Source organism: Streptomyces sp. DSM 106670 (assembly GCF_055792845.1).
The window spans coordinates 748,242-772,090 of record NZ_CM147704.1; the positions used below are offsets into that span (position 1 = coordinate 748,242).

Below are 23,849 nucleotides of genomic sequence, written 5' to 3' on the forward strand. Positions count from 1 at the left end.
TCCTCCCCCGGATGCGCCGGTATTCGGCGGAGCCGGAAAGTCAGTGAACCGGAGGTTCTTTTCCTTGAGTGTCGTGCTGTTTCGCCGCCCGGCCCGCAGGCGCGGGCCGGAGATGCCCGAGGGGCAGTTGACCCTCCAGGAGCCGCCGGTCCTCGCCGAGACGGTGCCCGACACCTCGGCGGTGTGGACCTACCTGCCGATGGCGCTGATGTCGGTGTCGATGATGCTGATGTTCCTGCGCCCCGGCGGCGGGAACGGCGTCTTCATGTACCTGGCCATGGGGGTCATGGCGCTCTCCGCCGGCGCCATGCTGCTGGGGCAGCTCATGCGCCGCTCCAGCGAGCGCAAGCAGCGGCTGAAGGGCGAACGCCGCGACTACCTGCGCTACTTGGCCCAGACCCGCAAGCGGGTGCGCACCACCATCGCGGAGCAGCAACGGGCGCTGGCCTGGCGCCACCCGGAGCCGGCCTCGCTCCGCTCACTGGCCCGCACCTCCCGGCTGTGGGAGCGCCGCCCGGCCGACGAGGACTTCGGCGAGGTCCGGCTCGCGGTGGGTGAACAGCAGCTCGCGCTCACGCTGAACCCCGTCTCCACCCGCCCGGTCGAGGATCTCGAACCTCTCTGCGCACACGCACTCCGCCGCTTCATCCGGGCCTACTCCACCATTCCCGAGCAGCCGCTGGGCCTCTACCTGCGTTCCTCGGCCCGGATCCTGCTGCGTCCGGAGGGAGAGGCCCCCGACGGGGAGACCCCGGAGCACGACGCCGTACAGGCGCTGGTGCGGGCGATGCTCGGGCAGCTGGCGGTGTTCCACGCACCCGAGGAACTGTGGATCGCGTTCTGCGTCAGCGACGAACGGCGGGCCGACTGGGAGTGGGTCAAGTGGCTGCCGCACGTGCTGGATCCGCACGAGGAGGACGGCGCCGGGCAGGCCCGCCGGATCACCGCCGACCTCGCCGAGCTGGACGACCTGCTCGGCGCCGAGTTCGCCGAGCGCCCCGGCTTCGATCCGGACGCCCGCCCCGGCCGTGACGAGCCGTACACCGTCGTCGTCCTGGACGGCGTCAGCGTCCCGGAGGGCCACCGCTGGGAGGGCCACGGCTACCGCAACGCCCTCATCCTCGACGTCTCCGGGGCGCTGCGCTGGCGGCCCGGCCGCAACACGCTGCGCCTCACCGTGGGGCCCGACCAGGTCAACCTGGTGCGCACCGACCGCAGCCGCAAGGAGCGCACGGTGCCGCTCGGCCGCCCCGACCGGCTCGGCCCGCTCGGCGCGGAGGCGCTGGCCCGGCTGCTCACCCCGCGCCGGATGAGCCTCGGCACCGACATCGCGCAGCCGCTGGACACCGACGTCGAGCTGACCACCCTGCTCGGCATCCCCGATCTGCACCGGCACGACCCGCAGACCCTGTTCGACCGGCACTCCGGCTCCGGCCGGCTCCGGGTGCCGATCGCGGTCGGCGTGGACGGCCGCCCGGTCGAGCTCGACATCAAGGAGTCCGCGCAGGGCGGCATGGGCCCGCACGGCATGCTCATCGGCGCCACCGGCTCCGGCAAGAGCGAGCTGCTGCGCACCCTCGTCCTCGGCCTCGCGCTGACCAACTCCTCCGAGACGCTCAACTTCGTCCTGGTCGACTTCAAGGGCGGCGCCACCTTCCTCGGCCTGGAGGAACTCCCGCACACCTCCGCCGTGATCACCAACCTGGCCGACGAAGTCGCCCTGGTGGAACGCATGCAGGACGCCCTGCACGGCGAACTCATCCGCCGCCAGGAGCTTCTTCGCTCGGCGGGCAACTACACCTCGGCGCTGGAGTACGAGCGGGCCCGCGCCGCCGGAGCCGATCTCGCGCCGCTGCCCAGCCTCTTCGTGGTGGTCGACGAGTTCAGCGAACTGCTCTCCACGCACCGGGAGTTCATGGAGCTGTTCGTGATGATCGGCCGTCTGGGCCGCTCCCTGGGCGTGCATCTGCTGCTCGCCTCCCAGCGCCTGGACGAGGGGCGCATGCACCAGCTGGAGAGCCACCTCTCGTACCGCATAGGCCTGCGGACGTTCTCCGCGATGGAGAGCCGCGGTGTGCTCGGGGTGCCGGACGCCTACGAACTGCCCGCCGCGCCCGGCAGCGGCTATCTGAAGTCCGGGGTGGAGGCGCTGACCCGGTTCCGCGCCGCGTACTCCTCGGGGACGTACCGACGCCGTACGGGGGCCGTCGTGCAGGCCCGGGTGGCGAGCCAGGTGGTGCCGTGGACCAGCGGCTGGGTGGTGCCGCGCACCCTGGAGGCCGCGCCCGAGCCGGAGCCCTCGAACGAGGAGGACGAGGAGGCGCTGCTGGAGGTGGCGCTGGAGCGGCTGCGCGGCTCCGGGCCGGACGCCCACCAGGTGTGGCTGCCGCCGCTGGACGAGCCGTCGCCGCTGGACGCGCTGCTGCCGGGGATCGCGCCGGACAAGGAACGGGGCCTCATCGCCGGGCGGTGGCCGGGCACCGGGAAGCTGCGGGTTCCGGTCGGCCTGGTGGACAAGCCGTTCGAGCAGCGGCGCGACCCGCTGATCGTGGACCTTTCCGGGGCGGGCGGCCACGTCGCCGTCGCGGGTGGTTCGCAGAGCGGCAAGTCCACGGTCGCCCGGACGCTCATCGCCGCGCTCGCGCTCACCCACACCCCGGCCGAAGTGCAGTTCTACTGCCTGGACTTCGGTGGCGGCGGGCTATCCCAGCTCGCCGCGCTCCCGCACGTCGGCGGGGTCGCTGCGCGGCTCAACCCGGACCGGGTGCACCGGACGGTGGCCGAGGTGATGGCGCTCCTGGCCCGGCGTGAGCAGTTCTTCGTGGACCACACGCTGGACTCCATGCAGTCCTACCGGCGGCGCCGCGCCGCCGGGGAGTTCCCCGACGAGCCTTACGGCGATGTGTTCATGGTGGTCGACGGCTGGTCCACGGTCCGCCAGGACTACGACGATCTGATCCCGAAGTTCAACGAACTCGCCGCCCGGGGACTCAACTACGGCATCCACCTGATCATCACCACCACCCGCTGGGTGGAGTTGTCCGCACAGGTCCGCGACCAGGCCGCCACCCGCCTGGAGCTGCGGATGGGCGATCCGATGGACTCCGAGATCGACACCCGCAAGGCCCGCTCGGTGCCGCGCACCGGTGGCCGGGGCATCACCGCGGACAGCAAGATGCACTTCCTCGCCGGCCTGCCCCGGCTGGACGGCAGCGGTTCCCTGGAGGATCTCGGCGAGGGTGTCGCCCACTTGGTCGGAGAGATCTCCCGGCACTGGTCCGGCCCGCCCGCCCCGCAGGTGCGGATGCTCCCGCACCGCCTCCCGCTTTCCGAACTCCCGGCGCCCGAGGCCACCGAGGGCGGCGGCATGCGTCTCGCGCTCGGCCTCGACCAGGACGCGCTGGAGCCGGTCTGGCACGACTTCAGCCGGACCCCGCACCTGATCGCGGTCGGCGACACCGAGAGCGGCAAGACCAACCTGCTGCGCCTCGTCACGAAGGGCATCACCACCCGGTACACCCCCGAGGAGGCGAAGATCATCGCGGTGGACTACCGCCGCACCCTGGTCGACGCCATCCCCGAGGAGTACCGCATCGGGCACGTCATCTCGCTGGACAACCTCAACGAGACCATCGAGGGCGCGGCCCGCGCGCTGAAGACCCGGGTGCCCGGGGCCGACATCTCACCGACGCGGATGCGCAACTGCGACTGGTGGACGGGCCCGCGTCTGTTCATCCTGGTCGACGACTACGACATGGTGTCGGGCAACTCCTTCCAGAGCCCCTTCGAGCCGGTCTTCGAGCACCTGACACTCGGCTACGAGATGGGCCTTCACCTGGTCGTCGCCCGCAGCGCCATGGGCGCGGGGCGCGGTCTGAGCGACGGGCTGATCCGCCGCCTGGACGAGGCGAACAACCCGGCGGTTCTGCTCTCCTGCCCGCCCACGGAGGGCCGCCTCTTCGGCAACGCGAAGCCGCTGAACCTGCCGCCGGGCCGGGCCCTGCACATCCAGCGCCGCAAGCCGCGGCTCGTACAGACGGCCCTGGTGGAATAGAGCCGGGCCGAACGCGAAGGGCCCCCTCCGGTCGGAGGGGGCCCTTCGCGTTCAGCTCCGGTCCGCGGTGCCCGCCCCCGCCGGGCGCCAGCCCCGGGCACGGGCCCGGGTGAAGGCGAAACCGGCCCAGAGCAGGGAGCCGACCCCCGACGCCCCCAGGAGGACGAAGAGAACCGCCCGGCCGGTGGCGCGGTCGGTGTCGGAGGTGTCGCGTACCGTCACCGGGTCCGCGGCTCGCTCCGCACCGGCGACGGGAGCGGCCGAGTCGTCGAGAATCGTGGTCACGGCGGCGTACGCGTCCAACTGGGGAGTATCGGCCGGGTACGCGGTGGCGGTCAGCCGACGGATCACGGCGCCGGCCGACTCCTCGGGGTGGGTGGCGCGGACGGCGGCGGCGGCCCCGGCCGCGTACGCGGTGGCCACCGCCACACCGGCGCCGAGGTAGTGGCCCTTCCCCCGCGGCCCGCCGGAAACGACCCCGGCACCCGGGGCGGCCAGATCGACGCCCTCGGTGGGCAGCGCCCCGTCCGGCCGGGCGCCGACGGGCAGCATGTCCGCGACCGCGAGGACGCCGGGTTCCCCGGCGGGCCAGTAGGTACGGGAAGGGATCTCGTCGGCCGATCCGCGCGTCGGCGGCTCCGGGGTGGCCGCCGCGACCACCACGGCCCCGGCCTTGCGAGCCTCGGCGACCGCCCGGGTGAGCGCGGCGTCCTTGCGCGGGAGAGCCACCGCGACCGCGATCACGTCGGCCTCGGCGGTGGTCGCGGCGCGTACGGCCGCCGTGACGAGCGCGGGGTCCGCTTGTCCGCGCCGGTCGGTGCCGCGCAGGGCGAGGACCTTCGCCCCCGGGGCGACTCCGGCCAGGCCCGGGGTGGAGCCACCGGTCCCGGCGATCAGCCCGGCCAGGAACGTCCCCTGTCCGACGCAGTCATCGGCGGCCTCGCCCTCGGCGGTGACGCGGCCGTCGAGTCCTTCGGCTTCGGGGTCGACGCCGGTGGAGATCAGCGCGACGGTCACGCCCGCCCCGACGGTGTGCCGGTGCAGCCGGTCGAGGTCGAGGCGCTGCCGCGACCAGTCCTGCTTCTTCGCCTGCTCCTTCGAGGCGGGGGTGCAGGCGACGGCTTCGGCCCGCGCGTCGAGCGCGGTGGGCATGCCGGGCAGCTCCTGGCCCTTGGCGCCGTCGGCGGCCGGGAGAGCCATCGGTGTACGGGACGGGGGCACGGCGTGCGCGGGCAGGGCCGCGGGCACCACCAGGGCGGCGGCGAGCGAGGCCCCGTACAGCAGGCGGGTCGTCCTGCGGGCGGGCGGCCTCACTGGGGCACCACCTTCGGGGCTGCGGCGGTGACGTCTGCCGGGAGGAGGATGCGCAGATCGTCCAGGGTGGGCGCGGCCAGCGAACTGAGCCTGCCCGCCTGGCGGGTGACCATCGACTCGACGACCTGGCGGGCCAGGCGGGCGTTGCCGAAGGAGCGGTCGCGGGGCACCGCGTCGAAGTACTCCTTGAGCAGCGGCCCGGTGCCGGGCCCGCACTCGTACCCCATGGCCGTGGCCTGGGCGCGCACGATGGTGACCAGTTCCTCGGAGGAGTAGTCGGCGAAGGCGATCCGGCGGGGGAAGCGGGAGGAGAGGCCGGGGTTGGAGCCGAGGAAGCGCTCCATCTCGTCGGTGTAGCCGGCGACGATGACGACGACCTCGTCGCGGTGGTCCTCCATCAGCTTCAGCAGGGTGTCCACCGCCTCCTGGCCGAAGTCGGCGCCGCCGCCGCGCGGGGTGAGGGTGTACGCCTCGTCGATGAACAGCACACCGCCACGGGCCCGTTCGAAGACCTCGCGGGTCAACTGGGCGGTGTGGCCTATGTAGCGGCCGACGAGGTCGGCGCGGGCCGCCTCGACCAACTGGCCGCGTTCCAGGACGCCGAGCTGGGTCAGCACCTCGCCGTAGAGGCGGGCGACGGTGGTCTTGCCGGTGCCGGGCGGGCCGGTGAAGACCAGGTGGTTGCTGAGCGAGGGGACCGGCAGCCCGGCGGCGGCGCGGTGCCGGGCGGTGGTGATGAGGTTGACCAGGTCGGCCACCTCGCGCTTCACCTCAGCCAGGCCGATCATGTCGCCGAGGCGGGTGAGCGGGTCGTCGGCCGGTGCGGCGGTCTCGGCGGCCGACGCGGCGGCGGTGGCGGAGACATCCTCGGGGAGCAGCAGTCTCAGATCGTGCTCGCTGACCTGGGTCTGGGCGGAGAGCCGGATCGCCTGCCGGTCCACCATCTCCTCGAACACCCCGCGCGCGGCACGGCCGTTGCCGAATCCGGCGTCCCGGTCCATGGCCCCGAAGTGGGCGGCGAGCGCCTGAGCTGTCCCCTCCCCCAGCTCGTACTGGTGCTGGGCGCACATGCTCTCCATGATGGCGACCAGGTCGTCCACCGCGTAGTTCTCGAACTCGACCGTCCGCGAGAACCTGGACGCCAGGCCCGGGTTGGAGCTGAGGAAGGACTCCATCTCCCGGGAGTAGCCGGCCGCGACCACGACCACATCGTCGCGGTGGTCCTCCATGAGCTTCAGCAGGGTGTCCACCGCCTCACGGCCGAAGTCGGCGCCGCCGTTGCCGCTGTCGGCGGTGAGCGTGTACGCCTCGTCGATGAACAGGACCCCGCCGAGGGCCCGTTGGAAGGTCTCGGAGGTCTTGATCGCGGTGCCGCCGACCACCTGGGCGACCAGGTCGGCGCGGGAGACCTCGACCAGGTGGCCGCTGCGCAGCGAACCCAGCTCGGCCAGGATCGCCCCGTAGAGGCGGGCGACGGTGGTCTTGCCGGTGCCGGGAGGCCCGGCGAAGATGAGGTGGCGGCTCATCGGCGGTGCGGGCATGCCGAGTTGTTCGCGGCGCTGGGCGAGCTGGGTGAGGTTGACCAGGGTGCGCACCTGTTGCTTGACGTTCTCCAGGCCGATCAGCGCGTTGAGGGCCCCCAGCGGCCCGTCCGCACGGTCCGGCGGAGGCGCGTCGGCGGCGCCGGAACCGGCCGGGTCGGTGTTCTCGGCGCTGCCGCTGCCCCAGGCGTCGCGCTTGCCGTTGCCGACGCTGTTGAGACCGTCCACGGCGAGCCGTTCGCCGGGGGTGGTCTGCACCAGGCCGCCGCCCTCGTTCTCCCGGGCGGTGCAGTTGACGAGCGAGACGGGCGCGGTGGACTCCACCCGGAAGCCGTCCTGGGCGCCCCCGTTGGCCTCGCAGCCGCTGAGCGAGGCGAGCGCGCCCTCACGGATCAGGAAACCGTGGCCCTTGGGGGCGTGGACGGTGGTGCGGTTCGCGGTCAGTTCACCGCCCGCGGCGACGACCACACCCTCCTCACCGGAGATCTCGACCCGGAAGTCGCGGACGGTGACGTTGCCGCCGTCCTCCACGATCAGACCACTGGTGGCGGTGTCGGAAACCCCGCCGCCGGCCAGGTAGAGGGTGGAGCCGGAGGCCACCCGTACCCCGGCGCCCTGGGGCCGGACGATCTCACAGTCCTCGACGCGGCCCCGGGCGTCCTTGGTGGCCGCGATGCCGTCACCGGCGGGCTCGACCAGCCGGGCCCGGCGCAGCAGCGGGTTGGCACCGCCCTGCAGAGCGACGGCGGGCGAGGAGCCGATGACCTCCAGGCGGTCCAGCTCGGGCGCCGCGTCCTCCTCCAGGAGCAGTCCGGCCCCCTCGCAGTCGCGGACGGTCAGACCGGTCAGCGCCGGGGAGGAAGCCCCGGCGACCCGCAGTGCGGCGCCCTGCGCCCCGTCCACCCAGCAGTCCTCGAAGGTGCCGCGCGCCCGGTCGGTGACGAACAGGCCGTGCCCCCGTGCGCGTGACACACGGCAGCGGCGCAGTACCGGATCGGTGCCCGCCGCGAGGACGATTCCGTTGCCGGAGGCGCCGGTGACGCGGACGTCTTCCAAGGTGGTGCGGCCCGTGGTGCTCAGGTGGACACCGGTACTGGTGTCGTGCACGACGGTGCGGACGACCGAGAGGGCGGAGTTCTCCTCCAAGGCGATCGAGGGCTTGTCGGTGGAGGAGATGTCGCAGTCCTCGACGGTGCCCCGGGTATCGCCGTTGGCCAGCAACCCGTTGCCCCGGGCACCCCGCACAGTGCAGTCGCGGACACGGGCCTCGCCTTGTTCGGCGAGGACGATTCCACTGGTGCCGAGGTGTTCGAGCGTGCAGGACTCGACGGTGGTGGGGGTGGTGGAGGTGACCACGATGCCCGCGCCCTGCGGGTTGCTGACCCGGCAGTCCCGCAGCGCGAGCGAGCCGGTCCCGCCGGCCAGCATCGCGGTCCAGGCCGCGCCGATGATCTCGCAGCCGTCGAACGCGGCCTGCCCGCGCCGGACATCGACGGCGGGCAGCTCGGCATCACCGCCGCGCAGGGTGAGTTCGGAGAGCATCACGGCGTCGGCGCGCAGCGCGATGACGCTGCCCGAACGCGGCCGGATCTCCACCGTGCCCCGCCCCTCGGCGGCGGTGAGGGTCACCCGGGTGTGGATCACCAGGTTCTCCGCGTACGTCCCGGGCCGGACGCTGATGAGCGCACCGGTACGGGCGGCGGCGAGCGCCTCACCGATCGTGGAAAAGCGGTCCGCGGGGCCGACCGTCAGTACCTGGCGCGACACGCACCAACCTCCTTGCTACGGCGGCGTCCTGTCCGGACGCCCCTCTTCGCCGGGGACACGGTTCGGCGCTCCGGCGATTTCATCATGTCTCGCTGCGTGCGCCCGGGTCAGGTGCTCCACTTCTGGTTGTCGAGCCCCGTGCACTCCCACAGGATCAGGTAGGTCTCCGGGCCCCGGCCCTTGCTGTGGTTCGGGATGTCGACGCACTTGCCGACCGCGGTGTTGACCAGGTCGTGGGCGCCGTTCAGGGTGAACTTCTGGCGTCGGCGCCGTTGCACCAGGCCAGCTGGATGCGGGTTCCGTTGTTGAAGTTCGCGTTGGCCACGTCCAGGCACTTGTCCCTGGCCCGGATGGTGCCGTCGGAGCCGAAGCGCCACTTCTGGGCGTCGGCGCCGTTGCAGTCCCACATGAACAGCGGCTGGCCGTCGTTGAAGTTGTGACCGGGGACGTCGAGGCAGCGGCCGGAAAGGTGGCTGCGGAAGGAGACGGGCCCGCTGAACGTGACGGCCGGCTGAGCCTTGGCGGGCTGGTTCTTGCCACCGCCACCGTCCCCCTTGGGCTTCTCCTTGGACGCATCGTCCTTCTTCGACGAATCCTTGGTGGTGTCGCCCTTCTTCGCCTCTTCCTTGCCGCCGTCCACCGGGGGGATGGCCGGCACGGGATTGCCGGCCTTCTCCGACTTCGCCCCGTCCTTCTCGCCCTTCCCGTCCTCGGTGGGAGCGCTGGTCTCGGGCGCGGTGACGGCGAATTCCCCCGGCGCCTCCGGTCCGCTCCCGTCGAGGACGGTCCCGGCTCCTGCGGCCTTCGTCCGCTCGGGCCCGTCGTCGTTGTTCCCGGCGAGCACGAGGAAGGGCACCGACACGAGCAGCGCCCCCACGACCGCCGCCCCCGCGAGCGCGGCCTTGCCCGGCCGTCCCACGGGCCCGGCCTCCTGCTGGGGCTGCCCGATGGCGGTGGCGGTCATGGTCCGTACGAGGGCGGGGAGCCGGCTCTGGGCGGCGGCGGAGGCCTCGGGGTCGGTCTCGGATTCAGCAGCGGTGGCGGTGGCGGCCTGGTCCGGTGCCACCTGCGGCGCGGGAGACCGGACTTCGGCTGCCTGCGCCTCAGGGCGCGCTCCCTTTTCGCCGCCCTCGCCCTCACCCGTCTTCGGGGTCTTCGCCGCCTCGGCGGACTCGGCCGCCGCGGCTTCGGTCTTCGCCTGTGCGGGAGCGGAGGCGGGGGCCTGCTGGGACGATGAACGCGTCACGGGGTCCTCCCTGTGGTGTGGGGGCGGGATTCGGTCGGGGCGACGCCTGCGGCCACGGTCACCGGGCCGGAGTTCTCGGCGTCGGGAAGGCTGTCGGCGGGGACGAGCAGCGGGGCCGCGGCACCGGAGTTGACCATCAGCAGAGCGCCGGTGCCGGCCAGCGACCCGGCCAGCTCCCTGGCGGACACGGTGTCATGGTGAAGTGCCGCGGACATGAACGCATGTGTGAGCGAGGTGAACAGGAGCACCACCGGCGTCCCGTCCCGCCCCGCGGCCATGAGCGGCCCGCCGTCCGGACCACGGACGACGCTGACGTCCGCCTCCGCGAGCGCGGCCAGCGCCTCGTCCACCGTGCCGTACCCGGTGGCGGCCCGCTGAGCTGCCGCGTCCACCGGATCGGTGGGCTCCGGCCAGCCGAGGACATGGGCCGAGGGACGGTACGCGGGGTTGGCGCGGTATTCGCCGACGTTTCCGTTCTCGTCCGACCGCCACTCTCCCAGCACCGCCCATTCCGGCGGCGTCCGCGGTCGCGACCACTCCGGATCGACGATTCCGACCCAGTGGCCCGGCGCACGACGTGCGGCGTCCTTCACGGCTTCCGGCACGAGGGAGGCATCCACTTGAACTCTTGGCTCCGTACGAATCTTTGAGTGCCGAACGGCCTCAACAGGATGTCATACGCGCTCCGCTCACGGGGCCCGGTGGCGGGCCCGAATCGGCCTTCCACCTGCCCGTTCCCTGCCCGAGTGGGGAACTTTTCGCGACAGGACGGGCTTGGGATGACAAAGCGACGGTGACGTATCGGGGCGGGTGACCTCTCCCACTCCTCCGACGGGCTACGTTGTGCATGCCCCCGAGGAGGAGTCCCCGTATGCCCCCCGAGTCCCGTACCCCCGGCACCGATTCCGTGGCAGCAGCCGCGGAGAAGTCCCCGACGCCCGCCGCCCTCGCCGAGGCACAGGAGACACGGAGCGAGGCCGCCACGACGGCCGGCGCCGCGAAGTCCCCGACCGAGCCCGCCGCTGCAGCCGGCGCCGAAGGTGCCCGGGCTCCCGCCGAGGCCGAAGCCACGGCCGCGCCCGGGGAATCGCCGGCGACAGCCGCGCCGTCCGAGCCCTCGTCCACGGCGCGGAGCGCCGAAGTCTCCGAGGGGCACACCGAGGGCATCGCCCTGGCGGCGGCCGTCGCGGCGAAGCCGGACACCAAGACCCTCACCGCTGCCGACCGGGGCCGGCCCCGGGCACCGGTCCTGGCGGGAGCCGCGTTCGTCGGCGCCGCCCTGGTCGCGATACCCGTGCTGCTCATGGGCAGCGCGAACGACGACGAGCCCCGGAACCCCGCCACCACCCCGGTCGCGGGGAGCGCCGACACGGTGCTCAACCCCGAATCGGCTCCGGCGGCCATGGACGACTACGTGGCGGTGAAGCCCACGCCGTCCGCGACGGAACAGAAGAAGATCGCCGCACCGAAGGCCGTTCCCGCACCCGTGCCCACACCCGCGCCCCGGACGAGCGCTCCCGCCGAGAAGCCGAAGGCCTCACCGAAGCCGAAGCCCAAGGCGGCCCCGAAGCCGAACTGGGGCACCCAGACGGTCTCCGCGACCAGCTCCATCGGGGTCGGCCAGTCCTGGGCCACCAACCGCATCCGTATGACGATGCAGCAGGACGGCAACCTGGTCGTCTACAACGAGCAGAACAAGCCGATCTGGGCCGCCATGACCTTCGGCGAGAACCACCGGGCGATCTTCCAGCCGGACGGCAACCTGGTCATCCACAACGGCGACGACCGACCCATCTGGGCCTCCAAGACCCATGATTTCGGCGGTGCCCAGATGGTCCTGAGGCCCGACGCCAAGGTGGTCATCGTGCACAACGGCAGGGTGGTCTGGTCGACCTGACCGGCGCGGAGTGCGCCCGGGCCTCGGCGGAAGGCCGACAACGGGGCAGACAACGGTGCCGGGCCGAAGTTCCCACGGGAGCCCGCTACCCGCCCGGTCGTCAACAGCGCCGGATTCAGGCCGACCCGGCCGAGCCCGGCCTCTCCCCTGCGGGCCCGCCCACCACGGTGAGCAGGTCCACGACGAAGACCAGCGTCGAGTTCGCCGGGATCAGCGAAGAGGGCGACTGCTTGCCGTACCCGAGACGCGGAGGAACGACGATCTCGCGCCGCCCGCCGACCGCCATCCCCCTGATGCCCCGGTCCAGGCCCTTGATGACCCTGCCACCACCCACGGCGAACTTGAACGGCTGCCCCTGCTCCCAGGAGGAGTCGAACTCCCGACCCGACGCGAACGCGACCCCCACATAGTGAATCCGGACCACCCTGCCCGCCTGCGCCTCGGGCCCGTCACCGACCACGAGATCCCGGATCGTCAGCTCGGCAGGAGCAACACCCTCCGGAACCTCGACCTCGGGCTTCGCCAGTTCACTCATCACGGTCCCATCGCTCACCACCGGAACCCTCCGTACGGGCCGGCCGGCCCCATGGACACTCCACGCGGCAACCGATCACGCTACCGGCAGGACCCCACGCTCCGGGATGCGAGCACCACCCCGTCACGACAACCCTAGGATGCGCGGCATGAGTGGAATGCATTCATGGCCGCGGTGATCGCGATGCTGGAAGCGCTCAGGGGCCACGCCCCGCTGACCGCCGAGGCTGCGGCGGCACGGTTCTCGGCTCAGGAGTGGATGCCCGGGGACAAGGTCCGCGGCGGCGTGGAGACGTCGTGGGACAAGGGCAATGTCGGGGGCTGGATCCAGACGTTCGGCGGTGGGGCGGTCAGCGTCTCGTTCTTCGTCTGGATCCGCGACGTCGACGAGTCGGGCTACTTCGACGACGTGGATGCCGCCTATGAGCAGGGGGAACAGGCCCTGGCCGACTTCCTCCCCGAGATCGAGGAATCCTCTCTCGCCGGCCACCTCGTCGAGGCCGAACAAACGGAGGCGGACAAGGACGAGTTCATCCGGCTGAAGAAGTGGACCCTCGACGGCCGGACCCTGACCGCCGGTGTGATCCAGCAGGACGCCGACCTTCCGGTAATGGTCGTCGTGGCACTGGAGGAGCCCGGCATCGCGTGACCCGGACGACGAGAACGCCGCGTTCTTCACGTCGGACCAGCGGAGAGCACAGGGAGTACATGGACGACCTAGCCCCCTACTGGGCAGGGCAAGGGAATAACACACTTGACTGAGGCGATTGACGGCAGACGCCGCTCTACCCGAGGAACGACAGACGGACCTGACGCTCCGGGTTGTCCCTGTTCGTGTCGACCAGGCAGACCGACTGCCAGGTGCCCAGTTCCAGTCGGCCGCCGATCACCGGCAGGGTGGCGTGGGGCGGGACCAGGGCGGGGAGTACGTGGTCGCGGCCGTGGCCGGGGCTGCCGTGGCGGTGTTGCCAGCGGTCGTCGGCGGGGAGCAGGTGGTGGAGGGAGGCCAGCAGGTCGTCGTCGCTGCCCGCGCCGGTCTCCAGTACGGCGATGCCGGCCGTGGCGTGCGGGACGAAGACGTTGAGCAGGCCGTCGCGGCCGGGCGCGGTGCGGGTGAGGAACTCCTCGCAGGCGCGTGTCAGGTCCGTGACGCTCTCGGCCGTACCCGTGGTGATGTTCAGGACCGTGGTGGTGAAGGAATCGGACATGCCTCCATCTTCGCCCCACAGCCGTGAGATGCCGCGTCCACGCTCCGAGACGCCATTGACCGTGTCCCAACCGGATGACTACGTTCAGTGCCATGTTCCGATCAGCTCTGCTCACTTCGCGCGGTCACATCGACCTGCTGCGAGTGGCATCCGCCGCGTGTTGTCGCGGCTGCTGACGTTCTTTCGGCGACCCCGCCTCCAGCGACTTCCGGGCCGTTTCCGGCCGTACAGCTGCCCCGGTGTCCGCGGTATTTCCGTCGCTCGTCCTCTTGTAGCCGCGTCCGGCGCCGTGCCTGACGTCGACCGCTGAGCGCTCCCCCCGCCTGCCCGCTTTCCGTCTCCCCGTCCGTCTCCGGTCGGTCATGGCGCATGCGTACGGGGTCGCCTCGGCATGCCCGCGATCCCTCGCCCGCCCCGCATCCGTGCGGCCTTCCGTGGAGCCCCCATGACCGTCAGCCATGCGCCACCCCCACCCGCAGCGCCCCTCGCTCCGGAGAAGGCCTCCGCGCCGACGCGTACCCCGCCTGATCTGGAGGCGGTCGTTCCGGCGTCCGTGCGCCGGTCGTGGCTGCGGGCCGCTCCGCGGTGGGTGCGGCGGGCGGTGGGGCCGTTGCTGTTGCTCGCGTTGTGGCAGGTCTTCAGCGCCACCGGGGTGCTGCATCCCGATGTGCTCGCCTCGCCCGGGACCATCGCCCGCGCCGGTGCCGATCTGGTGGCCGACGGGACGCTGCCCGCCGCGATGGGGGTCTCGCTCCAGCGGGTCGTCGTGGGGCTGCTGCTCGGCGGGGTCATCGGGACGGCGCTCGCGCTCGCCTCGGGGCTGTCCCGGCTCGGGGAGGACCTGGTCGACGCGACCGTGCAGATGCTGCGCACCGTGCCCTGGGTGGGGCTGATCCCGCTGTTCATCATCTGGCTCGGGATCGGCGAGGCGCCGAAGGTGGCGCTCATCGCGCTCGGGGTGGCCTTCCATCTGTACCTCAACGTCTATGCGGGAATCCGCGGCGTCGACGCCCAACTCATCGAAGCCGGTGAGTCGTTGGGGCTCGGGCGGTGGGGCCTGGTACGGCATGTGGTGCTGCCGGGGGCGCTGCCCGGGGCCATGACCGGTCTGCGCTACTCGCTGGCCACGGCCTGGCTCGCCCTGGTCTTCGGTGAGTCGATCAACGCCGACGCCGGGATCGGGTTCCTGATGAACCAGGCCCGCGAGTTCTTCCGGACCGACGTGATCGTCGTCTGTCTCGTCGTCTACGCCTTCCTCGGCCTCACCGCCGACGTCATCGTCCGGATCCTCGAAAGGCTGCTGCTGCAATGGCGACCGACCTTCACCGGCCAGTGAAAGACATCCTTGAGCCCGGCCTCGGGACCGCTGCGTCGGCCGATGCGCCGGAGGCGGCCGTACGGGTCGAAGGGCTCACCCGCGCCTTCGACGGGCGTGCGGTCATCGACGACCTCGATCTCACCCTGAGGGCAGGCGAGTTCACCGCGCTGCTCGGGCGCAGCGGCTGCGGCAAGTCGACCCTGCTGCGCGTGCTGGCCGGGCTCGACCGGGAGATCTCGGGCACCGTGCTGGTGCCCCGCCGGCGCGCGGTCGCGTTCCAGGCCCCGCGGCTGATGCCCTGGAAGCGGGTCTGGCGCAATGTGCTGCTCGGGCTGCCCGGCAAGCCCGAACGCGCCGTCGCCGAGCAGGCGTTGGCGGAGGTCGGCCTGGCGGAGCGGGCCGGGGCGTGGCCCAAGACGCTGTCCGGCGGCGAGGCCCAGCGCGCCTCCCTGGCCAGGGCCCTGGTGCGTGAGCCCGACCTGCTGCTGCTCGACGAGCCCTTCGGCGCACTGGACGCGCTGACCCGGATCAAGGCCCAGCAGCTCGTCGCCGAGCTCTGGCAGCGGCGCGGCTGCGCGGTGCTGCTGGTCACCCATGACGTGGACGAGGCCCTGCTGCTGGCCGACCGGGCGCTGGTGATGCGGGAGGGGCGGATCGCGTACGACACGCCCGTCGCGCTGGACCGGCCGCGCGGGGTCGGCTCCCCCGGGTTCACCGAACTGCGCTCCCGGCTGCTGGCCGAACTCGGCGTCGAGGACCAGGACGGCCCGGAGGCTGAGGGCAGCCCGAAGGGCCAGGGCGAACCGGAGGGCGAGGGTAGCCCGGAGGGTCAGGACGGGCCGGAAGGCGAGCGCCGCACCCGCGCTGCCCATGGTGAGCCGGGCGCCGCCGCCCGCGGCACGTCGCGCATCCCTGCCCGCCGCGAGCCGGGCGCCGCCGCCGACGAGCCCCCGTCCGAAGTCGCCGTACCTCCCCGCCCGAACGGCCCCGTCGTCACGAAGAACCCCGCCGCATCGCCCGCACACCCCCGTCACGGAGACGTCTCATGAAACGCCGTACCCTGCCCGCCCTTCTCCTGCCCCTCGCCCTTCTCCTCTCCGCGTGCGGCGGCGCCTCGTCCGCGAACTCGGGCGGCAGCACGGACGGGAAGGGCAGTCTGACGCTCAACGTCGGTGACCAGAAGGGCGGTTACGAGGCGATCCTGCGGGCATCCGGCGAGCTCGACGATCTCGACTACCGCATCAAGTGGTCCACCTTCACCTCGGGACCGCCCATGCTGGAGGCCGTCAGCGCGGGGGCGGTGGACATCGGGGGCGTGGGCAACACGCCGCCCGTCTTCGCCGCCGGGGCGGACTCGAACATCGCCGTCGTCGGCGCCAACCACGGCTCGTCCGCCGGTGAGGCCATCGTCGTGCCGAAGGACTCGCCGCTGAAGAAGCCGGCCCAGCTCAAGGGCAAGTCCATCGCCGTGGCGCAGGGCAGTTCGGCCCACTTCCAGCTGGTCGCCTCGCTCAAGGAGGCCGGGCTCGGGATCAAGGACGTGAAGCTGAACTACCTCCAGCCCGCCGACGCGCTCGCCGCGTTCAGCCGGGGCAAGGTCGACGCCTGGGCGATCTGGGACCCGTACACCTCGCAGGTCCTGCGCACGGCGGACGCCCGGGTGCTCACGACCGGCGAAGGGGTCGTCAACGGCCTCGGATTCCAGGTCGCCTCACCCGTGTCGCTCAAGGACCAGAAGAAGTCGAAGGCCATCGGCGATCTGCTCGTCCGGCTGGAGCGGGCCCAGAAGTGGGTCTTCGAGCACCCGGAGGAGTGGGCGAAGGTCTGGGCGAAGGAGACCGGGCTCCCCTACGAGGTGGCACTGGACGCCGTGAAGCTCACCTACGGCACCCGCGTCCCGGTCGCGATCGACGCCGCGGCCATCGCCTCCGAACAGGACATCGCCGACACCTTCGCCGAACTGAAGCTGATTCCCCGGAAGTTCGACTTCGAGGACTACGTCGACACCCGCTTCAACCGTGACCTCCCCGCTTCCTCCACCGCACCGCGCTCGTACGGAAAGGCCTCCTCGTGAACGTCCATCTGCACTGGTTCCTGCCCACCGGAGGCGACGGCCGGACGCTCGTCGACCGGCACGCGTACACCGACGGCGGCATCAAGCGCGACCGGATCACCCCGGTGAGCGGCGTACGCGCCCCGGACATCGAGTATCTGGCCCAGATCGCCAAAGCCGCCGAGCAGTTGGGCTTCGAGGCCGTGCTGACGCCGACCGGCACCTGGTGCGAGGACGCCTGGCTGACCACGGTGGCGCTCGCCCAGCACACCGAGCGGCTGAAGTTCCTGGTGGCGTTCCGGCCCGGAGTCATCTCGCCCGTGCTGGCCGCGCAGATGGCCGCCACCTATCAGCGGATCACCCGGGGACGGCTGCTGCTCAATGTGGTGACCGGCGGCGACTCCACCGAACAGCGGCGCTTCGGGGATCACTTGGACCACGACCGGCGCTATGCGCGGACCGCGGAGTTCCTGTCCGTGGTGCGGGGCGCCTGGAGCGGGCAGCCGTACGACTTCGACGGTGAGCACTACCAGGTGGAGGGCGGGCTGACCGCGCTGCCGCCGGACCCGCTGCCGGAGATCTTCTTCGGTGGGTCGTCGGCGGCCGCCGGGCCGGTCGCCGCCGCCCACGCCGATGTCTATCTGACCTGGGGCGAGCCGCCGGCCGCGGTGAAGGAGAAGATCGACTGGATTCGCCGTCTCGCGGAGGAGCAGGGGCGCACGGTCCGGTTCGGTATCCGGCTGCACACCATTTCGCGGGACTCCTCGGCCGAGGCGTGGGCCACCGCCGACCGGCTGCTGGGCGACCTCGATCCGGAGACGATCGCGGCGGCGCAGCAGGCGCTGGGGAAGAGCGAGTCGGTCGGGCAGCAGCGGATGCTGGCGCTGCACGGCGGTTCGCGGGACAAGCTGGAGATCGCGCCGAACCTCTGGGCGGGGGTCGGTCTGGTGCGCGGCGGAGCCGGTACCGCGCTGGTGGGCAGCCATGCGGAGGTCGCTGACCGGATCGAGGAGTATCACGCGCTGGGCGTGGAGCACTTCGTGCTCTCCGGCTATCCGCACCTGGAGGAGGCGTACTGGTTCGGCGAGGGCGTCACACCCGAGCTGGCCCGGCGCGGGCTGCTGTCCACCGTGCCCGCGTCTCCGCTGCTGGGTGGCCCCGGCGCCGAGAGCCGGACCGTCCCGGCTCCGGGCGGGGCGCCCCTGCTGCTCGCCGGGGGCCGCTGACCCGATGCCCCACCGCCGGGGCCTGTCATCGGAACCTGCCATCGAGACCGGTCGCCGACGGTGAACCGCATCGGGGCTCCGGGGCCTTCCTCCGTACGGGAAGATCCCGGAGCCCCGAACAGTTAGTAGAAGCGTGAACATTTCTGGGGTGCGTGAGCTGGACGTGGTCGTGATCGGCGCGGGTCAGGCGGGGCTGTCCGCCGCCCACCACCTGCGCCGCGTCGGGCTGAAGCCGGACGACGACTTCGTCGTGCTGGACCACGCGCCCCGGCCGGGCGGCGCATGGCAGTTCCGCTGGCCCTCGCTGACGTACGGCAAGGTCCACGGGATGCACGCGCTGCCGGGCATGGAGCTGACCGGCGCGGATCCCGACCGTCCCTCGTCCGAGGTGATCGGCGAGTACTTCACGGCGTACGAGGAGCGCTTCGACCTGCGCGTGCACCGGCCCGTCGAGGTCAGCGCCGTACGCGAGGGGAGCGGCGGGCGGCTGCTCGTGGAGACGTCCGAGGGTACGTACGCCCCTCGGGCTCTGATCAACGCGACCGGCACCTGGGACCGGCCGTTCTGGCCGCGCTACCCGGGTCAGGAGACGTTCCGGGGGCGGCAGTTGCACACGGTGAACTACCCGGGGCCCGAGGAGTTCGCGGGGCAGCGCGTCCTGGTGGTCGGGGGCGGCGCCTCCGGTACGCAGCATCTGATGGAGATCGCCGACTACGCGGCCGACACCTTCTGGGTGACCCGCACCGAACCGATCTTCCGCGAAGGTCCGTTCACCGAGGAGTGGGGGCGGGCTGCCGTGGCGATGGTGGAGGAGCGGGTACGCAACGGGCTGCCGCCGAAGAGCGTGGTCAGCGTGACCGGGCTGCCACTGAACGATGCGGTGCGGCGGGCCAGGGCCGCGGGCGTGCTGGACCGGCTGCCGATGTTCGACCGGATCACGCCGACCGGCGTGGCCTGGGACGACGGCCGTACCGTCGAGGCCGATGTGATCCTCTGGGCGACCGGGTTCCGGCCCGCCGTGGACCATCTGGCACCGCTGAAGCTGCGCGAACCGGGTGGCGGCATCCGGGCCGAGAACACCAAGGCCGTCCGCGACGGGCGCGTCCATCTCGTCGGGTACGGCCCGTCGGCCAGCACCATCGGCGCCAACCGGGCGGGCCGCGCGGCGGTCCGGTCGGTCCTGCGGCTGCTGAGGGAGACCGGTGGCGGGCGGGCGGACGAGGAAGCCGGGGCGGCCGTCGCCGCGCCGGTCCCGGGGGCCTGATTCCCTCCGACCTTTCCCCCCGGCCCCCTCCGTCTTTCTCCGTCGGCGGACGCGGTCAGCTCGTGGTGGCGGAGCCTCGGCCGCGGTTGAACTCCTCGACGTTCCTCTGCTGCTCGTCGTAGTCGTCCGTGAACCGGGTGTCGCCCGGGCCGACCGTGACGAAGTACAGCCAGGGCCCGGGCGTCGGGCTGACGGCCGCGCGCAGCGCCTCCTCCCCCGGGTTGCCGATGGGCGTCGGCGGCAGACCCTTGATCCGGTAGCTGTTGTACGGGCTGTCCAGCTGGGTGTCGGAGGTCGTCGTGTCCAGGGTGGAGCGCTTGAGGGCGTAGTTGATGGTGGAGTCCATCTGCAACGGCATGTCCTTGAGCAGCCGGTTGTAGACGACCCGGGCCACCTTGCCCATGTCGGAGGCAGTGTCGGCCTCGGCCTGGACGATGCTGGCGATGGTGATCGTGTCGTAGACGGAGACGTTGTTGCGCTGCGCGCCCGCTGTGACGTGGTCCGCGCCGAAGTGCTTGCGGGCGGTGTCGGCCATGTAGCGCAGCAGCCCGGCGGGCTCGGTCCCGGCGTCGACCGGATACGTGGCCGGGAAGAGGTATCCCTCGGGGTTTCCGGCGGCCTGGTCGGGCAGCTCCAGGTCCACCGTGGAGGCGGCCTTCTCGGTACTGCCGGCCTTCAGGTCGAGCGCCTTGTCGACGGCCTCGTACACCTGCGAGGCGCGACGGCCCTCGGGGATCATCAGGGTCTTCTGCTGCGGGCGTTCCTTCTCCCGCCCGCCCTCGTCCGATCCGGTCAGGGCCAGCGGGACCAGGACGGCGGCCGATACGACGAGCAGTGCGCCGACGACCAGGACGGCCTTCCCCCGTCGGGTCGGGCGGAGTCTGCGGCGGGGTCGGGCGTCCGGGGACTCGTTCACCATGCGGGCACGTTAACCCGGGGTGCGGGCCACGGCCGGTAGCCCGGCCACGGCGTCGGCTCCGGCGGGACGAACGCGACACGAACGCCGTACCGCACGAACAAGGGATCGGGTGTTCGGGTGTTCGCTGGAACGCGTGATCGTCAGGGGATTCGTTGCTCTTCACCCGTCCGGGGCGTGATGATTGCAGAGCGCAGTCAACGGGCTGCAGACCGCTACTGCGCAGTCCCACAGATACACCACGTACAAGGAGAACGACCAGATGAACTTCCTGACCAACCTGCTTGCCGGCGTCGTCCACTTCGTGGGTTGGCTCGTCTGACCATTGCTCCATCCGGCGCCGTCGCTCCCCGTCCCACGGGAGCGGCGGCGCCGCTGCGTTGACGTCGTGTACGAAGCCGGGCGGCTCAGCCGCTCGTCGCGGCCGGTCCGGTGAACGGCGGCAGCGCGGTGAACTCGGGTACGACCGTCACCGCCTCGGCGAGCACGTCGAGCGTCCGGCGGACCCGGGTGAGCGGGTGGTCCGGGAACTCCGCATCCCACTGGACGTGGTCCGCCGCGTGGAAGGGCAGCCCGCCCTGGACCTCGGGGGCGTAGGGGTGCTGCCGGAAGTACTGGTCGGGGCCGAGCTTGGCCATCACCACGGCTTCCCGCATGCCCGTCATGCCGCGCTCCGCCGCCTGGATCTTCACCACGGTGCTGCACCCGGCGCGCGGCACGGTGTAGCTGCCGATGAACGCCTGGCCGCTAGGCTGTCCCGGCAGCGGCAGCTTGAGTATCTGCCGCAGGGCGGGCAGCTCGCCCAGCCGCTTCACCGATGCCTCGATGAGTCCGCCGCCCGCTCGCGCGGTGAAGTGGGTCAGGCCGTGGCGCAGGGCCGGGCCGTCGTCCAGGGCGGCCGGCAGATCCGGCGGCAGGTCGAAGAAGTGCAGCGACAGCACATCGCCGTGGTCGTTCAGCCAGGTGTCGGTGTCGACGGTCCGGTAGCCGGGGAGTTCCACCCCGAGGAGAGCTCTCATGCGCGGCGATCATGCCGTACGCGCGGTGCGCCGGTGCCATCAGGGGCCGATGCCGTCAGTGGCCGGCCCCTCCTCTCCCCCCTCAGGAGGCGGGCACCGGGACCTGGTGGGAGTCGCGGCGGATCAGCGCGGCGTAGCGGCCGTCGCGGTCGAGCAGCTCCTCGTGCGTACCGCGTTCGGCGGCGCGGCCGTCCTCCAGGACGACGATCTGGTCCGCGTCGCGGACGGTGGAGAGGCGGTGCGCGATGGTGAGCGTGGTCCGTCCGGCGGACAGGGCGTCGATCGCTTCCTGCACGGCCTGTTCCGTACGGGTGTCGAGCGCGCTGGTCGCCTCGTCGAGGATCAGCACCGGCGGGTCGCGCAGGATCGTGCGGGCGATGGCGAGGCGCTGCTTCTCGCCGCCCGAGAAGCGGTAGCCGCGCTCGCCGACGAGGGTGTCGTAGCCGTCGGGCAGGGAGGCGATGTGGTCGTGGATCTGCGCGGCGCGGGCCGCGGCCTCGATCTCCTCGTCTGTGGCGTCCGGCTTGGCGAAGCGCAGATTGTCGGCGACCGAGGCGTGGAAGAGGTAGGCCTCCTGGGAGACGACGCCGACCGCTCGGGCGAGGGTGTCGAAGTCCAGGTCGCGGACGTCGACCCCGTCGAGCGTGACCCGGCCGCCGGTGACGTCGTACAGCCGGGGCACGAGATAGCTGAGGGTGGACTTGCCGGAACCGGTGGATCCGACGACCGCGAGGCTGTTGCCCGCGGGGACGGTCACATCGATGCCGGTGAGCGTCGGGCCGTTCTTCTCGTCGTAGCTGAAGTCGACGTTCTCGAAGGCGATCTCGCCGCGGATCTTCTCCAGGCGGACCGGCTTCTCCGGTTCGGTGATGTCCACCGTGAGGTCGAGATACTCGAAGATGCGCTGGAAGAGGGCGAGGGAGGTCTGCATCTGCACACCGGTGGAGAGCAGGCTGACCGCCGGGCGGAACAGCCCCTGCTGCAGCGTGACGAAGGCGACCAGCGTGCCGAGGGAGACGGCGGTGGCACCGGACTGGAGGGTGATTCCGGCCGCCCAGTAGATGACGGCGGGCATGGCGGCCATCACGATGCCGATCGTGGACATCCGCCAGCGGCCGGCCATGTTGGAGCGCACTTCGAGGTCGACCAGGCGCTCGGACTCCTCGGCGAAGCCCTGGGTGAGGGAGTCGGAACGGCCCATCGTGCGGCCGAGGAGGATGCCGCTGACCGAGAGGGACTCGGTGACCGTGGCGGCCATCGCCGCCATCTGCTTCTGGCGCTGGGTGGTGATCCTCTTGCGCTCGCGGCCGACGCGGCGGCTGATCGCGACGAAGACCGGCAGCAGGAGCAGCGAGACGACGGTGAGCCGCCAGTCGAGGGCGAGCATGGCGACGACGGTGGCGATGACGGCCGTGAGGTTGGAGACGAGCGAGGTCGCGGTGGAGGTGACCGTCGCCTGCATGCCGCCGATGTCGTTGGCGATGCGGGACTGGACCTCGCCCGTGCGGGTGCGGGTGAAGAAGGCTAGCGGCATCCGCTGGAGCTGGGTGTAGACGGCGGTGCGCAGGTCGTGCATGACGCGCTGGCCGACGGTGGTCGAGATCAGCGTCTGGAGCACGCCGAAGACGCTGGTCATCACGGCGGTGAGGATCATGCCGAGGGCCAGCAGGGTCAGCAGTCCGGTGCGGCCCTGAGGGATGGCGGTGTCGAGAATCTCGCGCAGCAGGAACGGGGAGGCGACCCCGACCAGGGAGGATGCGCCGACCAGGAGGCCGACGACGGCCAGGCGGCCGCGGTAGGGGCGGAAGAGGCGGAGGATGCGGCGCACCTCGGCGGGCGGCCGGTCGGCGTCGGTGCGGGCATCGGGCGGGGGCGTCCACGTGGGTTCGTCGGGTTTCATGGGCTCCTTCGTCGGGCGTGAGACGAGGCCGGGCAGTCCCGGCCCCGCAGAGTAAGAGCCTAGCTCATTGTTACCTATACTCACAATGAACAAGGTCCTGATATTGTTCCCGTATGGACGCCCCAGATTCCCCCGGTCCGCCCGGCTCATCCGACGCCGACGGCATACTCGCCGAGCAGCTGCTGCGGCTGACCCGTCGGCTGCACCGCATCCAGAGCCGCCAGCTGGAGCCGATCGACATCACTCCGGCCCAGTTCCGGCTGCTGCGGACGGTCGCGAGCTACGACGCGGCCCCCCGGATGGCGGATCTCGCCCGGCGTCTGGACGTCGTTCCGCGCGCCGTGACGACACTGGTCGACGCGCTGGAGGCGAGCGGCCGAGTGCGCCGCGCCCCGGATCCCGACAGCCGCCGGGTGGTCCGCGTCGAGATCACGGACGAGGGGCGCGCCACGCTGCGGTCCCTGCGCAGCGCGCGCCGGGCGGCCGCAGAGGAGATCCTGGCTCCATTGACCGCCGATCAGCGCGAGGTGCTCGGCGGGCTGCTGTCCGCTCTGGTCGACGGCATGCCGGAACGCCACTGCTGAGCACCGCG

At 71.9% G+C, this 23,849-nt stretch carries 19 protein-coding genes and 1 pseudogene; 10 read left to right on the forward strand and 10 right to left on the reverse strand.

Annotated features, from left to right (window positions below):
- Nucleotides 1-64: 64 nt before the first annotated feature.
- The gene (gene eccCa / locus ACSMXR_RS03070) at nucleotides 65-4,054 is read left to right on the forward strand and encodes a type VII secretion protein EccCa (RefSeq protein ID WP_381855057.1); all 3,990 of its coding nucleotides are present in this window, start codon (nucleotides 65-67) and stop codon (nucleotides 4,052-4,054) included.
- 51 nt (nucleotides 4,055-4,105) lie between these two features.
- Here eccCa and ACSMXR_RS03075 read toward each other — a convergent pair whose 3' ends face one another.
- The 5 genes from ACSMXR_RS03075 to ACSMXR_RS03095 all read right to left on the reverse strand — a co-directional run bounded on the left by ACSMXR_RS03075 (nucleotide 4,106) and on the right by ACSMXR_RS03095 (nucleotide 10,542).
- The gene (locus tag ACSMXR_RS03075) at nucleotides 4,106-5,368 is read right to left on the reverse strand and encodes a S8 family serine peptidase (protein ID WP_381910327.1); all 1,263 of its coding nucleotides are present in this window, start codon (nucleotides 5,366-5,368) and stop codon (nucleotides 4,106-4,108) included.
- A complete protein-coding gene (locus tag ACSMXR_RS03080) occupies nucleotides 5,365-8,676 on the reverse strand; it encodes a right-handed parallel beta-helix repeat-containing protein (RefSeq protein ID WP_137231500.1) in 3,312 nt (1,103 codons plus the stop codon). Before ACSMXR_RS03080 ends, ACSMXR_RS03075 begins: the two co-directional genes overlap by 4 nt.
- A gap of 107 nt (nucleotides 8,677-8,783) precedes the next feature.
- A complete protein-coding gene (locus ACSMXR_RS03085; protein ID WP_473171182.1) occupies nucleotides 8,784-8,954 on the reverse strand; it encodes an RICIN domain-containing protein in 171 nt (56 codons plus the stop codon).
- Entirely contained in the window at nucleotides 8,921-9,922 is a 1,002-nt protein-coding gene (locus ACSMXR_RS03090; protein WP_473171183.1) for a ricin-type beta-trefoil lectin domain protein, read from the reverse strand. Before ACSMXR_RS03090 ends, ACSMXR_RS03085 begins: the two co-directional genes overlap by 34 nt.
- A complete protein-coding gene (locus ACSMXR_RS03095) occupies nucleotides 9,919-10,542 on the reverse strand; it encodes a type VII secretion system-associated protein (RefSeq protein ID WP_473171184.1) in 624 nt (207 codons plus the stop codon). The genes ACSMXR_RS03090 and ACSMXR_RS03095 overlap by 4 nt, the downstream gene beginning before the upstream one ends.
- 251 nt (nucleotides 10,543-10,793) lie before the next feature.
- Between ACSMXR_RS03095 and ACSMXR_RS03100 the strand changes: the two genes are divergently transcribed.
- Nucleotides 10,794-11,819, forward strand: coding sequence for a mannose-binding protein (locus ACSMXR_RS03100; RefSeq protein WP_137231495.1), 1,026 nt, complete (start codon nucleotides 10,794-10,796; stop codon nucleotides 11,817-11,819).
- A 115-nt stretch (nucleotides 11,820-11,934) separates the two neighbouring features.
- On the opposite strand, the gene ACSMXR_RS03105 is transcribed toward ACSMXR_RS03100, so the two are convergent.
- Nucleotides 11,935-12,354: an FKBP-type peptidyl-prolyl cis-trans isomerase gene (locus ACSMXR_RS03105; protein WP_137231756.1), complete on the reverse strand. Its 420-nt coding sequence runs from the start codon at nucleotides 12,352-12,354 to the stop codon at nucleotides 11,935-11,937.
- A 165-nt stretch (nucleotides 12,355-12,519) separates the two neighbouring features.
- Here ACSMXR_RS03105 and ACSMXR_RS03110 point away from each other — a divergent pair, with 165 nt between their 5' ends.
- The gene (locus ACSMXR_RS03110; RefSeq protein WP_473171185.1) at nucleotides 12,520-13,002 is read left to right on the forward strand and encodes a hypothetical protein; all 483 of its coding nucleotides are present in this window, start codon (nucleotides 12,520-12,522) and stop codon (nucleotides 13,000-13,002) included.
- Between the two features lie 136 nt (nucleotides 13,003-13,138).
- Here ACSMXR_RS03110 and ACSMXR_RS03115 read toward each other — a convergent pair whose 3' ends face one another.
- Nucleotides 13,139-13,561, reverse strand: coding sequence for a secondary thiamine-phosphate synthase enzyme YjbQ (locus tag ACSMXR_RS03115; protein WP_098024165.1), 423 nt, complete (start codon nucleotides 13,559-13,561; stop codon nucleotides 13,139-13,141).
- Between the two features lie 92 nt (nucleotides 13,562-13,653).
- Between ACSMXR_RS03115 and ACSMXR_RS03120 the strand changes: the two genes are divergently transcribed.
- The 6 genes and pseudogenes from ACSMXR_RS03120 to ACSMXR_RS03145 all read left to right on the forward strand — a co-directional run bounded on the left by ACSMXR_RS03120 (nucleotide 13,654) and on the right by ACSMXR_RS03145 (nucleotide 19,422).
- Entirely contained in the window at nucleotides 13,654-13,737 is an 84-nt protein-coding gene (locus ACSMXR_RS03120; RefSeq protein WP_311307964.1) for a putative leader peptide, read from the forward strand.
- A 269-nt stretch (nucleotides 13,738-14,006) separates the two neighbouring features.
- The gene (locus ACSMXR_RS03125; RefSeq protein ID WP_170994500.1) at nucleotides 14,007-14,897 is read left to right on the forward strand and encodes an ABC transporter permease; all 891 of its coding nucleotides are present in this window, start codon (nucleotides 14,007-14,009) and stop codon (nucleotides 14,895-14,897) included.
- A pseudogene (locus ACSMXR_RS03130) lies at nucleotides 14,870-15,637 on the forward strand (ABC transporter ATP-binding protein); the annotation flags it as partial. The gene ACSMXR_RS03125 and the pseudogene ACSMXR_RS03130, both read left to right, overlap by 28 nt.
- A 287-nt stretch (nucleotides 15,638-15,924) precedes the next feature.
- On the forward strand, nucleotides 15,925-16,953 hold the full coding sequence (locus ACSMXR_RS03135) for an ABC transporter substrate-binding protein (protein WP_137231492.1): 1,029 nt from the start codon (nucleotides 15,925-15,927) through the stop codon (nucleotides 16,951-16,953).
- Complete coding sequence (locus ACSMXR_RS03140; RefSeq protein ID WP_364886283.1) at nucleotides 16,950-18,158, forward strand: LLM class flavin-dependent oxidoreductase; 1,209 nt, start codon at nucleotides 16,950-16,952, stop codon at nucleotides 18,156-18,158. Before ACSMXR_RS03135 ends, ACSMXR_RS03140 begins: the two co-directional genes overlap by 4 nt.
- Before the next feature lie 148 nt (nucleotides 18,159-18,306).
- Complete coding sequence (locus ACSMXR_RS03145; RefSeq protein ID WP_473171186.1) at nucleotides 18,307-19,422, forward strand: NAD(P)-binding domain-containing protein; 1,116 nt, start codon at nucleotides 18,307-18,309, stop codon at nucleotides 19,420-19,422.
- A gap of 55 nt (nucleotides 19,423-19,477) precedes the next feature.
- Here the strand turns inward: ACSMXR_RS03145 and mltG are convergent, their stop codons facing one another.
- The 3 genes from mltG to ACSMXR_RS03160 all read right to left on the reverse strand — a co-directional run bounded on the left by mltG (nucleotide 19,478) and on the right by ACSMXR_RS03160 (nucleotide 23,257).
- The gene (gene mltG, locus ACSMXR_RS03150; RefSeq protein ID WP_473171187.1) at nucleotides 19,478-20,341 is read right to left on the reverse strand and encodes an endolytic transglycosylase MltG; all 864 of its coding nucleotides are present in this window, start codon (nucleotides 20,339-20,341) and stop codon (nucleotides 19,478-19,480) included.
- Nucleotides 20,342-20,745: 404 nt separating this feature from the next.
- Complete coding sequence (locus ACSMXR_RS03155; protein WP_137231488.1) at nucleotides 20,746-21,357, reverse strand: hypothetical protein; 612 nt, start codon at nucleotides 21,355-21,357, stop codon at nucleotides 20,746-20,748.
- A gap of 82 nt (nucleotides 21,358-21,439) precedes the next feature.
- Entirely contained in the window at nucleotides 21,440-23,257 is a 1,818-nt protein-coding gene (locus tag ACSMXR_RS03160) for an ABC transporter ATP-binding protein (protein WP_473171188.1), read from the reverse strand.
- 113 nt (nucleotides 23,258-23,370) lie between these two features.
- Between ACSMXR_RS03160 and ACSMXR_RS03165 the strand changes: the two genes are divergently transcribed.
- Nucleotides 23,371-23,841, forward strand: coding sequence for a MarR family winged helix-turn-helix transcriptional regulator (locus tag ACSMXR_RS03165; protein ID WP_473171189.1), 471 nt, complete (start codon nucleotides 23,371-23,373; stop codon nucleotides 23,839-23,841).
- The last annotated feature ends 8 nt before the right edge of the window (nucleotides 23,842-23,849 follow it).

What these genes read in the sequence shown, in the direction of transcription:
- ACSMXR_RS03100 (WP_137231495.1), top strand. Translation starts at nt 10,794, where the DNA reads ATGCCCCCCGAGTCCCGTACCCCCGGCACCGATTCCGTGGCAGCAGCC.
- ACSMXR_RS03105 (WP_137231756.1), bottom strand. Translation starts at nt 12,354, where the DNA reads ATGAGTGAACTGGCGAAGCCCGAGGTCGAGGTTCCGGAGGGTGTTGCT.
- ACSMXR_RS03110 (WP_473171185.1), top strand. Translation starts at nt 12,520, where the DNA reads ATGGCCGCGGTGATCGCGATGCTGGAAGCGCTCAGGGGCCACGCCCCG.
- ACSMXR_RS03115 (WP_098024165.1), bottom strand. Translation starts at nt 13,561, where the DNA reads ATGTCCGATTCCTTCACCACCACGGTCCTGAACATCACCACGGGTACG.
- ACSMXR_RS03120 (WP_311307964.1), top strand. Translation starts at nt 13,654, where the DNA reads ATGTTCCGATCAGCTCTGCTCACTTCGCGCGGTCACATCGACCTGCTG.
- ACSMXR_RS03125 (WP_170994500.1), top strand. Translation starts at nt 14,007, where the DNA reads ATGACCGTCAGCCATGCGCCACCCCCACCCGCAGCGCCCCTCGCTCCG.
- ACSMXR_RS03135 (WP_137231492.1), top strand. Translation starts at nt 15,925, where the DNA reads ATGAAACGCCGTACCCTGCCCGCCCTTCTCCTGCCCCTCGCCCTTCTC.
- mltG (WP_473171187.1), bottom strand. Translation starts at nt 20,341, where the DNA reads ATGGTGAACGAGTCCCCGGACGCCCGACCCCGCCGCAGACTCCGCCCG.
- ACSMXR_RS03155 (WP_137231488.1), bottom strand. Translation starts at nt 21,357, where the DNA reads ATGAGAGCTCTCCTCGGGGTGGAACTCCCCGGCTACCGGACCGTCGAC.
- ACSMXR_RS03160 (WP_473171188.1), bottom strand. Translation starts at nt 23,257, where the DNA reads ATGAAACCCGACGAACCCACGTGGACGCCCCCGCCCGATGCCCGCACC.
- ACSMXR_RS03165 (WP_473171189.1), top strand. Translation starts at nt 23,371, where the DNA reads ATGGACGCCCCAGATTCCCCCGGTCCGCCCGGCTCATCCGACGCCGAC.